Below are 12390 nucleotides of genomic sequence, written 5' to 3' on the forward strand. Positions count from 1 at the left end.
TCTATACTTCACTCCATGCCTCATCCCGGGGCGTGGAGTGATGATGCCGACCACCGAACTTGCCGCCTTACTTCAGGCAGCCCCTGAGTCCCACAGCCGCCGCTGCGCGCTGGCACTGCATGCCACGGAGTCGCGACGCTGGCCAGCCGCCGTATGCGAGCTCCGCACGGCCTCCGCCGCCGCGGAAGACTGGGCACAGCGTGCCCGCGCGCTGGCCGATTGGTGCGATGCCCAGACCGAGAGCGGCCGGGCCTACTCCGCCGTCCCCGTGCCGATGCCGGCCGACTGTCAGGCAACTGCGTTGCTGCCGGTCGGCGCACCCACGCTCGAATCGCTCGAAGCCGGTCTGATGGCGTTGGCCCACAGCCTGGGCCGCGAACACGCCCTGCGGGTGCGCCGCGCGATGAACGGCGTGCTCTCTGCACAGCAGCGGGACACCGCAGCACCGGCAGGGGCGGCAGCATGATCCCCAACCCGCTGTTCCCCTCCCCCTTCGCTGGAGGCAAAGACCTCTGGGCTGATGTCGATCTCGAAAGCATGCCCCCAGCCACGCGAAAGATGGTCGAGCGCGCACGGCTCGCAGATGCAGTTCATCACGCCGATCAAGCAGCGACCATCGCCGCTTTGGCAGCGCAACTCCTTCGCGCCACGGCCATTGCCAGCGAGTTCCAGCTGAAGCTGGAGCAAAAGGGCGCGTCATGAAGTCCAGCACCCTCCGCGCCCTCTTCCGCCTCACCGCCATGCGACGCCGCGCCGGCGCCAGCGTGCCCGCTTCGCTGGTCTGGGCCGCCGGCGTGCTGTGGCGCGACCACCAGATCACCCGGCGCCGCCGGCACATCGAGCGCCGCGCCGAGGTCGAGCGCGCCGCACGTCACCGCCTGTAGCCGCCGACGTCAATCCACAGGCTGCGGATTGCCCCGGAGTCACCGTCCACAGGAAACTGAACCAATGAATCTTGAAATCACAGGCACCGAGACCGCCGGCCAACTCATCAAGCAACTGGTGGCGCTGCGGCATTTCGCCCGCCGGGTCATCCGAGGCCTGGATGCCAATCACAGGCATCGCACCCACTTCGAGCGCTGTCGAGACAACGCTGCCGACGGGGCCATGAAGGCCAGCGCGATGGCGGAATTGGCAGAAATCGATGAGCGAGAACTGATGCTGAGGTCGGCAGAGGTAGAGATCGGCTTGTACCTACTCCCGCTGTGTGACGCCTTGGATCGCAAAGCAACGCGCGCGCAAATCTTTGACGCGATCAACACGAATCCAGCCGACCGGGATACCGACCTGGTACGCAAGTACGGCGAGAAGAGCCACCGGTTGATCTGCGTACTGGCTCTGGAGAACTCAGCTAGCACACGCAAAGACGAATGGACTGAGCCTCTGTCCCAGCCACTGAAGTGGTGCCACACCATGGCGTTCATGCGCGAGATGACGACCAACGCCAAGTTCGACCGAGCCATCCACGATGAAGCAAACGAGTTTTTCGGTGGCGCTTTCGGCGAGTACCGCGAGCGCCCGCTGATGGAACGATTGGCAGGAAAGGCTGTGTGACGACCGTGAGCACCGACCTGCACCAACTCACCCAGCGCGCCATCAAGCTGCACACCGGCAAGCTGGGCGCCCAGCAGCCCGCAGCCGATCTCAGCGGCGTCTTGGCCGTGACCGCGTGCTGCCCGCCAGCCGCGCACTGAAGCGTCTCAAGCGCTGGCCGAAGGAAGTGGAGTAATGGCAACCATGGTGATTTCCGCCACGGCCGGTCACTACGGAATTTTCGTAGTGACGTCAGGCTGTCCGGGTTCATCCACCGCTGGTGGTTGGGTCGGTCACTACAAAAGTGCTGTAGTGGGGTCAGGGCTTGGGCTTGCGCGCTTTCGCGTCGGCTTCGTGCTTTGGAACGGACCCTGGTCCGTAGTTCGCAAGCGCTTCAAGTTTGAATTGCTGAATGGACTGCTCGCACAACGCGATTTCGTGTCTGAGGATTTCGAGACGCGCCGTCGTCGAACGGAGATCGTGCATCGGGGTGTCAGTCCGGGCAGACAGGTACATCCTGAGTTCAAGGATGGCTTTCTCGTTACGGAGCTTGTGGAGTTGCGCTATCGAACTCTGCAGGTCGTGGCGAAGAGCACTGCCTTCCGGCAACACCTCGAGCGCCGCCGATTCAGTGTCGTCAGGAACGGATGCCTGCAAGCGCCCAATGATCTCGGCGTTCAAGCTCTTCGACGTTCGCTCTGCGGCAGTGGTCAGCACCTGATGCAGATCCTTCGGAATGCGCAGCGTGATGCGGGTGTAGCGGTCTTCATCGTCCATGGCGCGGATTCTCCACCAAAACAGTGTCATAGCCTATTGACACAGAAACAGTGTCATGCGCAAAATTCAACACGACACAAAAACAGTGTCACAGGAAAATCATGAACCAACCATCTCAGCATGAGCGGATCACCCTCCGGATCCCCCGATCTGTGTATGCCAAGGCCAAAGCCGGCGCCGAGGCGGAGCACATCAGCCTGAACAGCTTCATCGTGCGAGCAACCGCCCGCGCAACTGAGAAGAGGCCACGAAAAATCGAACCCTCAACGCTAGCCACTGCGCCGCAGTAGCTCAGAAATGGCGAAGCCCCGAAGCAGGTGAGAGCGCTTCAGGGCTTCTAGATCCGAAACCGTCCAAGGAAACGAACCATGACCGCGATTATCTCGCGCTCCCAGGAGAGCGCAACCCAAGCCACGCCCGCAGCACGGGAACGCACGCAAGATCGGCGACCGGCGGCTGTCCTGCCGATCAATGCTTATCCTGGAGTCGGCACCCAGCCGGAAGTTAACTGGCTCCCCTCGGCGCGTGCCGCGCTCGCGGTGATCGCCAGCCTGCTGGCCGACATCGAAGAACCGCCAGAGGGCTGGACCCCCTGCGACACGCCGTGCGAACTCATCACGATCGTGGCGTGCCGTCTGCACAACCTTCCCGACGATGAAGGTAGCGAAGCATGGCAATCGCGGACCGACCTGCTGCATGAGTTGGTGTGGCCGCGGGAGAGCTTGCGCGCTGCCGTCGAACTGGGTGTTTCGCGGGGCTGGTCGCTCACCACGCCAGGAGCCTTCGGCCACCTGATGGCGGCCACCAACAAGCTCGGGGCGCTCTGCGCTGCGCTGGAAGAGCCCAACGATGTTGCCCGCCAACTCCAGTTCGCAGCTATCTGCTCGGGCCAGGATCATGCTACTGCACCGCCGTCTGCAGCCGCCAAGCCATTTAGCGATCCGCCCCGACCACCGATCCGACGCGAGCCGGCGGCGTCTGTGGATGACAGCCAGAGGGTATTCAACGAACTCGCACAGCACGCGTCCACGCTCCGCGACTTCCTGCTCGACGCCCGGCGCGATGTTGAAAGCACCGGCGACAAACGGAAGGCCGCGAACAACTTTCTGATGGCGGAGTACCTGTGCACATTCATGGGATCGGTCTGCGACCAGATGGTGAACTACGGCATCGCTGGTGGCCCGGCCGAGTGGGCGATCAACCGCAGCATCCAGACCGAAGGGGGTGCAGCATGAGCGCCGCAGGCACCACCACCCGCCGCGGCGCGAAGGCTGGTCGTCCCGCGGTGCCGACTCAGGCCGCTCCCGCCCCGACAACACGGCAACAGGCCCGCGTGTGGCTCGCAGATTTGGCGACGGCGCTCAATGGTGCAGCGCGTGCCGACTGCCCCCACCTGTACTCGGGAGAAAGTGACCGACTCCTGCGCATGGCATATGAGCTCTCCGAACGCCTCGCCAACAGTTCCGACGCGGAGCTGGATGGTCCGGCGGGAAACGAACCCTTCACCGTTGCAGCTCTGGTGAAGGCCGCACTGCAGGTGCCGGGGGATTGCCATACCCCCGAGCGCCTTGCCTTCATTGAACAAGCTCGCGCGCCGCTGATTGGGCTGACCGAAGATGCCACTGTGCTCGACGGCTGGGAAACCTACCCGCGCACACCAGCTACCGCGGCGCCGCCATCGCCTGCACCAGTTCCAGCGCCGGCACGTCCACGGGACTTCCTGGGTGACGTTCAGGCAAAGGTCGGAGAAGCCTTGGCGGTGCTGCAGTCGCTCGCCGAAGACTCCGGAGACGAGCCGACCTGGGGGTTAGTCCGGCTTGCAGAATGGGCGGCCGTTGGAGTGCAGGCCCGCGCGGACGAAGAGCAAGTTTCAGTAACGACCTTCTGCCGCTGCGCTGCGGATATCGCGGTCGTCCTGTCCATTCTGTACCTCGTGGCCGAAAACGATGACAGTGTGCTGATCCATGCCGCAGCCTCGCTCCTCGAAATGGCCGCCTCTTACTGCGAATCCGCTCAGGAGGCCGGCCATGCATGAAGCCATCGAACTTGTTCCGGCGCGCACTGCGCCGCACCGCGCACTCCCCGCACGGGCCGTGGAAAAGGTGGTCGACGTGGGCAAACTGGGCCCCATCTTCGGCCTGCATCTGATCCAGGTTCAGGCAACGCTGCTGGCGTCGGAGATCGAAGCCGGGGATTGCATCGAGGTGGACTTCGACCGGCGTGCGGTTGCCTATGACGGCCTGTACCTGGTCGAGATCGACCACGCCGACGGAAGCCGATGGCATTGCGCGCGCCGCTTCCAACGCATCCCCGGCGAGAACGGAATTGAGCTGTGGGGCTGCAACGTCAGCGCTGAACGCTGGGCGCGGGTGCCTCCAGAAATGCTGCCTCGCATCACTATCCACGGCGAAATCCGGGAAGTCTTCAAGCCCATGAGCAAGCAGCGGAGTATCGTATGAACGCACACCAGCCCAAGTCCCGAAGCCTGGTGGCCGCCATGATGGCGGACGAAGCTGCGAAACGTCAGGCCCGTTCTGCTGCCGAAGCTCTGGCCAACGTACCCGAGATCGTTGATGTCGCGGCCTGGTATACGCAGCACACCGCCCTGCTCCACCAGCTCCTGCACCACGCGATCAAGCGAGTGGCCGCTGCCCCCGTGAGCAAGCAAACCCAGCGGGTGATCCAGTCGCTGGGCCGGACGCATGCCGATTTGCAGGCGCACACCGCGAAGATCGCCGGCCCGGCCGTGCCGCGAGTGCTCGCCCGTGATGGGGTGCACACCATCGAATACGACCGCCTCGCCGAAGCGCGGGCGAAGGTCCAGGTGCTGACCGAAGAACTGGAGAGCATGCGCGCGGAGAAGGCATGGCAGCCGCAGTTCAATGTCATGTCGCCGAAGCAGGAGACCCTGGCCCTGCAATTCTGCCTTGAGATCGCAGGCCGGCGGGGCGAGCCTGGGGCGCTGCCCGACCCCGTCCGCCTGCTGGAGATGGCCCAGGCTCTGTACGAGGCCGAGCGGGAGGAGTGCGCACCATGACCGAAGCTATCTCTTTCACCAAAGAAGACACCGTGGCTTTGTGGCACGCCGTGGAGTGGATGGCAGAAGTCGTGCGCGTGACGCGCGACGATGGCTCGAAAGACGAGCAGGCCCGCGCGCAGTACGAAGTCGAGCTAGGCCGCCTCATCGCCGCCAAACGCGCCCTGCGCAAGGCCAACGCGATCCGCAAGAGCCAAGCACAAGCTGCGAAGTTGCGCAATTCAGCAAACTGCAGTTCTGCCGAGGGTTTGCAGGCCGACCGGAAATCTGCCGGCCGAGCGGAAACACGCAGGACAGGCAAGAACCTGCAGGCCGACCAGCAAACAGCAAGAGGTGCAGGAGGATGAAGCCCGACCCGCTCTCCACCGAGCTGCTTCAGCCAAAGGAGTTGGCCGACCTGACGGGCACGGCGAACCTCGACCAGCAAGAGCGCATCCTGACCCAGGACGGCATCCCCTACCGCCGGCGCGGCAATCGCATATTGGTCAGCCGCTACCACGCACGCGAGTGGCTGTCCGGCCGCGTGGTCACGCCGGCCCGCGGCGTGAACCTCGGACTCGTGACATGACCAATACCTACCCTCGGCTTCGATCCCACACCCGCAAGCGTGCCAATGGCAAGGTGGTGGTCTACTACTTCTACGACATGCGACACCAGGGGACGCCAGACATACCCCTGGGCACGGACTACGAGGCTGCGATCCGGCGCTGGAAGGAGATCCACTTCGAGACGGGCCCGTCAATTGCCGGGACGCTGGAAGAGGCATTCGCCGCGTGGGAAATCGAGGTGCTTCCCACCTACGAAAGCAAGGTCACCAAGGCCGGATACACCAAGCACCTCCGCCGGATCCGGCCGGTGTTTGGCCCGTCCACCTGGGATCAGGTCACGCTGCCGATCCTCAAGGCCTACCTCCGCAAGCGAACCGCCAAGACACAGGGCAATCGCGAGATGGCGCTACTGTCGCTCATCTGGAACTGGGCTCGCGTCGAAGGCTACACGGCACTGCCATGGCCTGCGCATGGCATGGAGCGGTCGAAGTGGAAGAACAAAGAGAAGCCGCGCAAGATGAAGGTGCCCGACCACCTGTACGCCGCCATCTACTCTCAAGGCGACCAGGTGCTGCGGGACTGCATGGATCTGGGATCAGCGACGGGCATGCGCCTGACCGATTGCATCACGGTGTTGATGCCTCGCGGAGACGTGCTCCACCTGGAGGCCAGCAAGACGGGCAAGGAGGCAGAGTGGGACCTGAGCTTGTCGCACACCCTCCCAGGCCTGCTACAGCGCAGGCGGGCGACGCCAGCGAATCACCTGATGCTGCTTTCCACCCCGGACGGCAAGCCCGTCAACTTCACCAAGCTGCGCTACCGCTGGGACATTGCCCGCGACCAAGCCGTGGTGGTGGCCGGCCTGGCAAACGATGACGAACTGGTGCGTGCAATCAAGGCGCTCTACTTGCGGGACATGCGCAAGCGCGCTGCTCAGAAATCGGAGAGTCTGGACGCCGCATCGGAGCTGCTGCAGCACGCAGACAAGCGCATCACGGAGCGCCATTACGGCGGCGTCAGAAAGCTCAAACCTGTAGGCTGATCGCGTTCCGCATGGGCCCTTTCTCAGAGGGACCGAAAACACACCGATTTGCGGAACGGATCGCCCGCAAACCCGCGCCAATCCTCATTTTCTCTCAGGACTCAAAATCCCCCGCCGCAAGGCGTGCCGGTTCGATTCCGGCCCCGGGCACCAGCGCTGCAGCCACTGCGGTGCTTCATAGACCTCCGGCTTCCTCGCCAGCCACGGGCGCAGACCGATCCGGCAGCGGTCTTCCCTTCCAAACACCTTTTTTTCTCGCACGCAGCCTGCTGCCTTCCGCCGACCCCGAAGGCTCACTGGCCACGCACGTTCGCGTGTGCTGGAAAAGCGTGTTCAGTTTCAGCAATTCACCGCGACCATTTGCGGTCGGGCTTGGGCTCGACGGTGATGTCCACGTGCTTCTGGACTTCCGGGCGGCCGGTGCGCGGGTTGGTGTCCACGACGTCTTCCAGGGAGATCTTGCTGACCTCGCTCTGCGTCTCCGTCTCCAACTGCTCCAGGACCTCGCCCACGCGCTTTTCGGCGGCGTCCACCTGTTTCTGCGATGGGGCGGCGGGGGTTCTGCTCAGCATGATCTACGGGTCCTTTTGTTCGAATGGTCACCCCGTCGCACGCTGGAGGCCTGCAACCGGGTCTCAGGCGATGCATTCAATACGGCGGGGCGTCGGCCGGCTCCGGCGCGGGCGCGGGCACATCGGGTTCGACCGGCTGGTCGCTCTTGTCTGCAGGGTTGCGGTGGATGCGAGGCATGGCGAAGGCTCAGGGTCCGGGCGGGTGCCCGCTCAGAGGCCGCTCATCATCGAGGCGGCGAAGTAGGCGATTCCGAGGCTGGAAAACAGCACGAAGCCCGCGACGACAGTCAGTGTTTCTTTCATGTTCATCCCTCAATCGGAAAGGACCATCGGAAGCAGGCAATGAAGGAATCGGCCAGTGCCCAGGACAGCAAAAAGGATCGGGAGGTATCGGGGCGGAAGCCGCTCGGCCCGGCGCGGAACATCGGAGAACATGCCGTCGGCTTGAAAGGAGCCACTCCGACGCCGGAGTGTCTGCAGCCGCTGCGGGATGTTCACCGGGGTCCGCAGGCTCTGCTGCTCCCTGGGGTGGCCTGGATCGAGGAGGGGAACAATTCCCGTCTCTTGCGAGGCACAGCGGGCAGTTTAGAAAAGAGGAAGATTCCGCGGTGTAGGACGATGGCGGTAACGCTGTCGGACGGCGCTGGGTGGGCCGCGGTCGAGTTGCCTGCCCCCCCTGCACGCCGCGCCACCGCCCCTGGCGGCGTGGCGGGCAGAGAGAACCGCGTCAGGCGTCCTGGCGGCGGATCACCGCGCGCCCGCTGTCGGTGATGGCCAGGTCGCCCGAGGCGTTCTTGGCGACGTAGCCGCGTTCATAGAGCCTGCCCGAGAGGTGGTGGCGCAGCGCCTCGGGCACGCTGATGGCGCGGCCGATCTCCAGTTGCTTGAGGGTTTCGAGTTCATCAACCGTCGGGTCGAAGTAAGGGGCGTGGTACGTGCCGCTCGCGTTGTTGTTCATGGTGCCGGTACTCCTTGTGACGATAGGCAGAAAGAAGGCGCAAACGCCTGCTGCGAAGGCGCACTGGGCGGCCCTGGCTCTACAGCAGGTGGCTAAAGCCTAGCCCGCGCACCCGGCAGGCGCAACCGGACAGGGCGCTGAGCGGCTCAAGTCGCGGCCATGTCCTGCAACCACGCCGCGAAGGCCGCCACGACGGGCGGCTGCGGCTGGGCCGGCGTAACCAGGTAATAGCCCCGGCCGCCCCGCGGTGGCCGGTCGCAGGCCGGCACCAGTTCACCGCGCTGGCGCTCGGGCTCGATGAGCATCAGGGGCACCAGCGCCACGCCCAGGCCGTGGGCGGCCGCCACGGCCGACATCGAGAACAGTTCGTAGCGCGGCCCGTCCAGCGCATGCTGGGGCGCATGCACGCCCATGGCCTCGAACCATTGGCGCCAGGCCAGCGGCCGCGTCGTCTGCTGCAGCAGGGGCAGCGCCGCCAATGCGTCGGGGGCCAGGGGCCGCCCGCCCGGCAGCAGCGCGGGGCTGCAGACGGGCACCACGTCCTCCTGCAGCAGCCACTGAGACTGCGTACCCGGCCAGTTGCCCACCTGCTCGGGCGTGCCCGCATAGAGCGCCGCGTCGAAGCCCTCGTCCGCGAACAGGAAGGGGCGCACGCGCGTCTCGATGTGCACGACGATGTCGGGGTGCCTTTCTGCCAGCCGCGGCAGGCGCGGGATCAGCCAGCGCGTGGCGAAGGTGGGCACGGCCGCGAGGTGGATGGAGCCGCCCTGCCCCTGGTGGGCCATGACGTCGAGCGTGTCGCGCTCCAGGCCCTCCAGCCAGCGGCCGACCTGCCGCGCATAGTGCGTGCCGGCCGGCGTCAGGGCCACGCCATGCCGCGTGCGGCGGAACAGCGCCACGCCCAGGAACTCCTCCAGCGCCATGATCTGCCGGGACACCGCGCTCTGCGTGAGGAACAGTTCCTGGGCGGCGCGGGTGTAGCTTTCGTGGCGGGCGGCGGCTTCGAAGCAGGCCAGGGCCTGGGTGGACGGCAGGGTGCGGCGCATGGTGCCATCCTACCCAGATATTCCATGGATTCATTTCTGGATGACACATCCTCGCTTGCCACCCATAGCAAGGGCGGCATAGCATGCATGCCATCACTGCATGAAATGCAGTTACGGCAAAACACCTTCACCGCGACTTTCAGGAGACTGACCATGGCCCGCCCTGCCGCCTTCCACTGGGACGACCCGTTCCTGCTCGACCAGCAACTGTCCGACGACGAACGCATGGTGCGCGACGCCGCCGCGGCCTACTGCCAGGACCGGCTGGCGCCCCGCGTGCTGGAGCAGTTCCGCCACGAGAAGACCGACCTGTCCATCTTCCGCGAGATGGGCGAGCTGGGCCTGCTGGGCCCCACCATCCCAGAGCAGTACGGCGGCCCGGGCCTCAACTACGTGGCCTACGGCCTCATCGCGCGCGAGATCGAGCGCGTGGATTCCGGCTACCGCTCCATGGCCAGCGTGCAAAGCTCGCTGGTGATGGTGCCGATCTTCGAATTCGGCACCGAGGCCCAGAAGCAGAAGTACCTGCCCAAGCTGGCCAGCGGCGAGTGGATCGGCTGCTTCGGCCTGACCGAGCCCGACCACGGCTCCGACCCCGGCAGCATGGCGACGCGCGCCCACAAGACCGCCGGCGGCTACCGGCTCAAGGGCAGCAAGATGTGGATCACCAACAGCCCCGTGGCCGACGTGTTCGTCGTCTGGGCCAAGGAAGTGACCGAGGCGGGCGCCGTGGGCCCCATCCGCGGCTTCGTGCTGGAGAAGGGCATGCAGGGCCTGACGGCGCCGGCCATCCACGGCAAGGTCGGCCTGCGCGCTTCCATCACGGGCGAGATCGTGATGGACGACGTCTTCGTGCCCGAGGAAAACGCGTTCCCCGAAGTGCAGGGCCTCAAGGGTCCCTTCACCTGCCTCAACAGCGCGCGCTACGGCATCGCCTGGGGCGCCCTGGGCGCGGCCGAGTTCTGCTGGCACACGGCGCGCCAGTACACGCTGGACCGCAAGCAGTTCGGCCGCCCGCTGGCCGCGAACCAGCTCATCCAGAAGAAGCTCGCCGACATGCAGACCGAGATCGCCATCGGCCTGCAGGCCTGCCTGCGCCTGGGGCGCATGAAGGACGAGGGCACGGCCGCCGTGGAAGCCACGTCGATCATCAAGCGCAACAGCTGCGGCAAGGCGCTGGACATCGCCCGCCTGGCGCGGGACATGATGGGCGGCAACGGCATCAGCGACGAATTCGGGGTGGCGCGGCACCTCGTGAACCTCGAGGTGGTCAACACCTACGAAGGCACGCACGACGTGCACGCGCTGATCCTGGGCCGCGCCCAGACGGGCATCGCCGCCTTCGCCAACTGAAGATGCGGCGTCAGGGAGAGGCGGTTTTCCGCCCCTCCCGCCCTCCGTGGATGTTTCACGGGTCTTTTTCGCCCCATGCCGCCGATTCCATTGGCTAGTCAGCTATTCATTTGATAGCAATCGACCCCATGCACGCCTCCCCTCCCCCTTCCCCCCCCCCCGGCGGCGCCCTCGCGGGCATCCGGGTGCTCGATCTCTCGCGCGTGCTGGCCGGCCCCTGGTGCACGCAGGTGCTGGCCGACCTGGGCGCGGACGTGGTCAAGGTCGAGCGGCCCGGCGCGGGCGACGACACGCGCCACTGGGGCCCGCCCTTCCTGAAGGACGCCGAGGGCCGGGACACCGGCCAGGCGGCGTACTTCACGGCCTGCAACCGCAACAAGCGCTCCGTCACCATCGACATGGCCCACCCGGAGGGCCAGGCGCTGATCCGGGCACTGGCTGCACAGGCCGACGTGGTGGTGGAGAACTTCAAGGTGGGCGGGCTGCGGCAGTACGGCCTGGACCACGAGAGCCTGCGCGCGCTGCACCCGCGGCTCATCTACTGCTCGGTGACGGGTTTCGGGCAGGACGGCCCCTACGCCCCCCGCGCGGGCTACGACCTCATGGTGCAGGCAATGACCGGGCTCATGGACATCACCGGCCGCGCCGACGGCGAGCCCGGCGGCGGCCCGCTGCGGGTGGGCGTGGCGGTGATCGACCTCTTCACCGGCCTCTACGCCAGCAACGCCATCCTGGCCGCGCTGCATGTGCGCGAGCGGACCGGGGCAGGCCAGCACATCGACATGGCGCTGCTGGACGTGGGCATGGCCGTGCTGGCCAACCAGGCAGCCGGCTTCCTTGCCACGGGCGCCGCGCCGCAGCGCCAGGGCAACAGCCACCCGAGCCTCGTGCCCTACCAGGACTTCCCCACGGCCGACGGCGCCATGCTGCTGGCCATCGGCAACGACGGCCAGTTCGCCCGCTTCTGCGCAGCGGCCGGCCACCCCGAATGGGCCCAGGATGCGCGCTTTACCACCAACACGCTGCGCGTGCAGCACCGCGCCGCCCTGGTGCCGCTGATGGAGGCCGCCACCCGCACGCGCACCACCGCGGACTGGGTCACGCTGCTGGAAGACAAGGCCGTTCCCTGCGGCCCCATCAACACGGTCGCCCAGGCCTTCGACGACCCGCAGGTGCGCGCGCGCGGGCTGGCCGTCGAGCTGCCCCGCTGGCCCGGCGGCCAGCCCGGCCCCGACGGCATCGCCACCGTGCGCGGCGTGGCCAGCCCCCTGCGCCTCTCGGCCACGCCCCCCGTGCTGCGGAATGCCCCACCGGCGCTGGGGCAGCACACCGGCGAAGTGCTCGCGGAACTGGGCGTGGGCGCGGACGGCCTGGCGCGCCTGCGGGCGGCAGGCGTGGTGTAGGGCCCCCTGCCCGGGTGGCCTGTGCACCGCGCCGGGCGGGCGCAGTCAGGGCGCGATCCGACACCCGCTCCCTCCGCAGGTCAACCAAAATGGGGGCCGACGCGTCACACCACCGTCATCC

Annotated in this window: 19 protein-coding genes; 15 read left to right on the top strand and 4 right to left on the bottom strand. The window is 66.3% G+C overall.

Annotated elements, in window-relative coordinates; translation table 11 throughout:
- The first annotated feature begins 43 nt into the window (after positions 1-43).
- From BM144_RS20110 to BM144_RS23250, 5 genes are all read left to right on the top strand, one after another.
- The gene (locus BM144_RS20110; RefSeq protein ID WP_139225791.1) at positions 44-466 is read left to right on the top strand and encodes a hypothetical protein; all 423 of its coding nucleotides are present in this window, start codon (positions 44-46) and stop codon (positions 464-466) included.
- Positions 463-702, top strand: coding sequence for a hypothetical protein (locus tag BM144_RS22970; protein WP_139225792.1), 240 nt, complete (start codon positions 463-465; stop codon positions 700-702). The genes BM144_RS20110 and BM144_RS22970 overlap by 4 nt, the downstream gene beginning before the upstream one ends.
- Positions 699-884 (top strand): hypothetical protein, encoded by a 186-nt coding sequence (locus BM144_RS20115; RefSeq protein ID WP_092956690.1) that lies wholly within the window; start codon positions 699-701, stop codon positions 882-884. The genes BM144_RS22970 and BM144_RS20115 overlap by 4 nt, the downstream gene beginning before the upstream one ends.
- A 64-nt stretch (positions 885-948) precedes the next feature.
- Positions 949-1554, top strand: a complete 606-nt coding sequence (locus tag BM144_RS20120) for a hypothetical protein (protein ID WP_092956693.1) — start codon at positions 949-951, stop codon at positions 1552-1554.
- Positions 1551-1694 carry a hypothetical protein gene (locus BM144_RS23250; RefSeq protein ID WP_175526092.1) on the top strand — a complete coding sequence of 48 codons (144 nt, stop codon included), beginning with the start codon at positions 1551-1553 and terminating at the stop codon, positions 1692-1694. Before BM144_RS20120 ends, BM144_RS23250 begins: the two co-directional genes overlap by 4 nt.
- A 157-nt stretch (positions 1695-1851) precedes the next feature.
- On the opposite strand, the gene BM144_RS20125 is transcribed toward BM144_RS23250, so the two are convergent.
- Complete coding sequence (locus BM144_RS20125; RefSeq protein WP_139225793.1) at positions 1852-2310, bottom strand: toxin-antitoxin system HicB family antitoxin; 459 nt, start codon at positions 2308-2310, stop codon at positions 1852-1854.
- A 101-nt stretch (positions 2311-2411) separates the two neighbouring features.
- Between BM144_RS20125 and BM144_RS23745 the strand changes: the two genes are divergently transcribed.
- The 8 genes from BM144_RS23745 (at position 2412) to BM144_RS20165 (ending at position 6937) form a co-directional block, all read left to right on the top strand.
- Positions 2412-2600 (top strand): toxin-antitoxin system HicB family antitoxin, encoded by a 189-nt coding sequence (locus BM144_RS23745; protein ID WP_092956699.1) that lies wholly within the window; start codon positions 2412-2414, stop codon positions 2598-2600.
- A gap of 78 nt (positions 2601-2678) precedes the next feature.
- Positions 2679-3545: a hypothetical protein gene (locus BM144_RS20135; RefSeq protein WP_139225794.1), complete on the top strand. Its 867-nt coding sequence runs from the start codon at positions 2679-2681 to the stop codon at positions 3543-3545.
- 191 nt (positions 3546-3736) lie between these two features.
- Positions 3737-4345 carry a hypothetical protein gene (locus BM144_RS22975; protein ID WP_139225795.1) on the top strand — a complete coding sequence of 203 codons (609 nt, stop codon included), beginning with the start codon at positions 3737-3739 and terminating at the stop codon, positions 4343-4345.
- The gene (locus BM144_RS20145; protein WP_092956708.1) at positions 4338-4769 is read left to right on the top strand and encodes a hypothetical protein; all 432 of its coding nucleotides are present in this window, start codon (positions 4338-4340) and stop codon (positions 4767-4769) included. The genes BM144_RS22975 and BM144_RS20145 overlap by 8 nt, the downstream gene beginning before the upstream one ends.
- Complete coding sequence (locus BM144_RS20150; RefSeq protein ID WP_092956712.1) at positions 4766-5347, top strand: hypothetical protein; 582 nt, start codon at positions 4766-4768, stop codon at positions 5345-5347. The genes BM144_RS20145 and BM144_RS20150 overlap by 4 nt, the downstream gene beginning before the upstream one ends.
- On the top strand, positions 5344-5694 hold the full coding sequence (locus BM144_RS20155; protein ID WP_092956715.1) for a hypothetical protein: 351 nt from the start codon (positions 5344-5346) through the stop codon (positions 5692-5694). The genes BM144_RS20150 and BM144_RS20155 overlap by 4 nt, the downstream gene beginning before the upstream one ends.
- Positions 5691-5915 (top strand): DUF4224 domain-containing protein, encoded by a 225-nt coding sequence (locus BM144_RS20160; RefSeq protein WP_092956718.1) that lies wholly within the window; start codon positions 5691-5693, stop codon positions 5913-5915. Before BM144_RS20155 ends, BM144_RS20160 begins: the two co-directional genes overlap by 4 nt.
- A complete protein-coding gene (locus BM144_RS20165) occupies positions 5912-6937 on the top strand; it encodes a site-specific integrase (RefSeq protein WP_245783752.1) in 1026 nt (341 codons plus the stop codon). The genes BM144_RS20160 and BM144_RS20165 overlap by 4 nt, the downstream gene beginning before the upstream one ends.
- A 347-nt stretch (positions 6938-7284) precedes the next feature.
- On the opposite strand, the gene BM144_RS20170 is transcribed toward BM144_RS20165, so the two are convergent.
- The 3 genes from BM144_RS20170 to BM144_RS20180 form a co-directional block, all read right to left on the bottom strand.
- On the bottom strand, positions 7285-7509 hold the full coding sequence (locus BM144_RS20170) for a hypothetical protein (protein WP_092956721.1): 225 nt from the start codon (positions 7507-7509) through the stop codon (positions 7285-7287).
- A gap of 727 nt (positions 7510-8236) precedes the next feature.
- Positions 8237-8467 (bottom strand): hypothetical protein, encoded by a 231-nt coding sequence (locus BM144_RS20175; RefSeq protein ID WP_092956724.1) that lies wholly within the window; start codon positions 8465-8467, stop codon positions 8237-8239.
- A gap of 146 nt (positions 8468-8613) precedes the next feature.
- Entirely contained in the window at positions 8614-9513 is a 900-nt protein-coding gene (locus BM144_RS20180) for a LysR substrate-binding domain-containing protein (RefSeq protein ID WP_092956727.1), read from the bottom strand.
- 153 nt (positions 9514-9666) lie between these two features.
- On the opposite strand from BM144_RS20180, the gene BM144_RS20185 reads away from it, so the two are divergent.
- Positions 9667-10866: an acyl-CoA dehydrogenase gene (locus tag BM144_RS20185; RefSeq protein WP_092956730.1), complete on the top strand. Its 1200-nt coding sequence runs from the start codon at positions 9667-9669 to the stop codon at positions 10864-10866.
- A 128-nt stretch (positions 10867-10994) separates the two neighbouring features.
- The gene (locus BM144_RS20190) at positions 10995-12269 is read left to right on the top strand and encodes a CaiB/BaiF CoA transferase family protein (RefSeq protein ID WP_092956733.1); all 1275 of its coding nucleotides are present in this window, start codon (positions 10995-10997) and stop codon (positions 12267-12269) included.
- The last annotated feature ends 121 nt before the right edge of the window (positions 12270-12390 follow it).

Origin of the sequence: Paracidovorax konjaci (genome assembly GCF_900112675.1) — a bacterium.
Lineage (GTDB): Bacteria > Pseudomonadota > Gammaproteobacteria > Burkholderiales > Burkholderiaceae_C > Paracidovorax > Paracidovorax konjaci.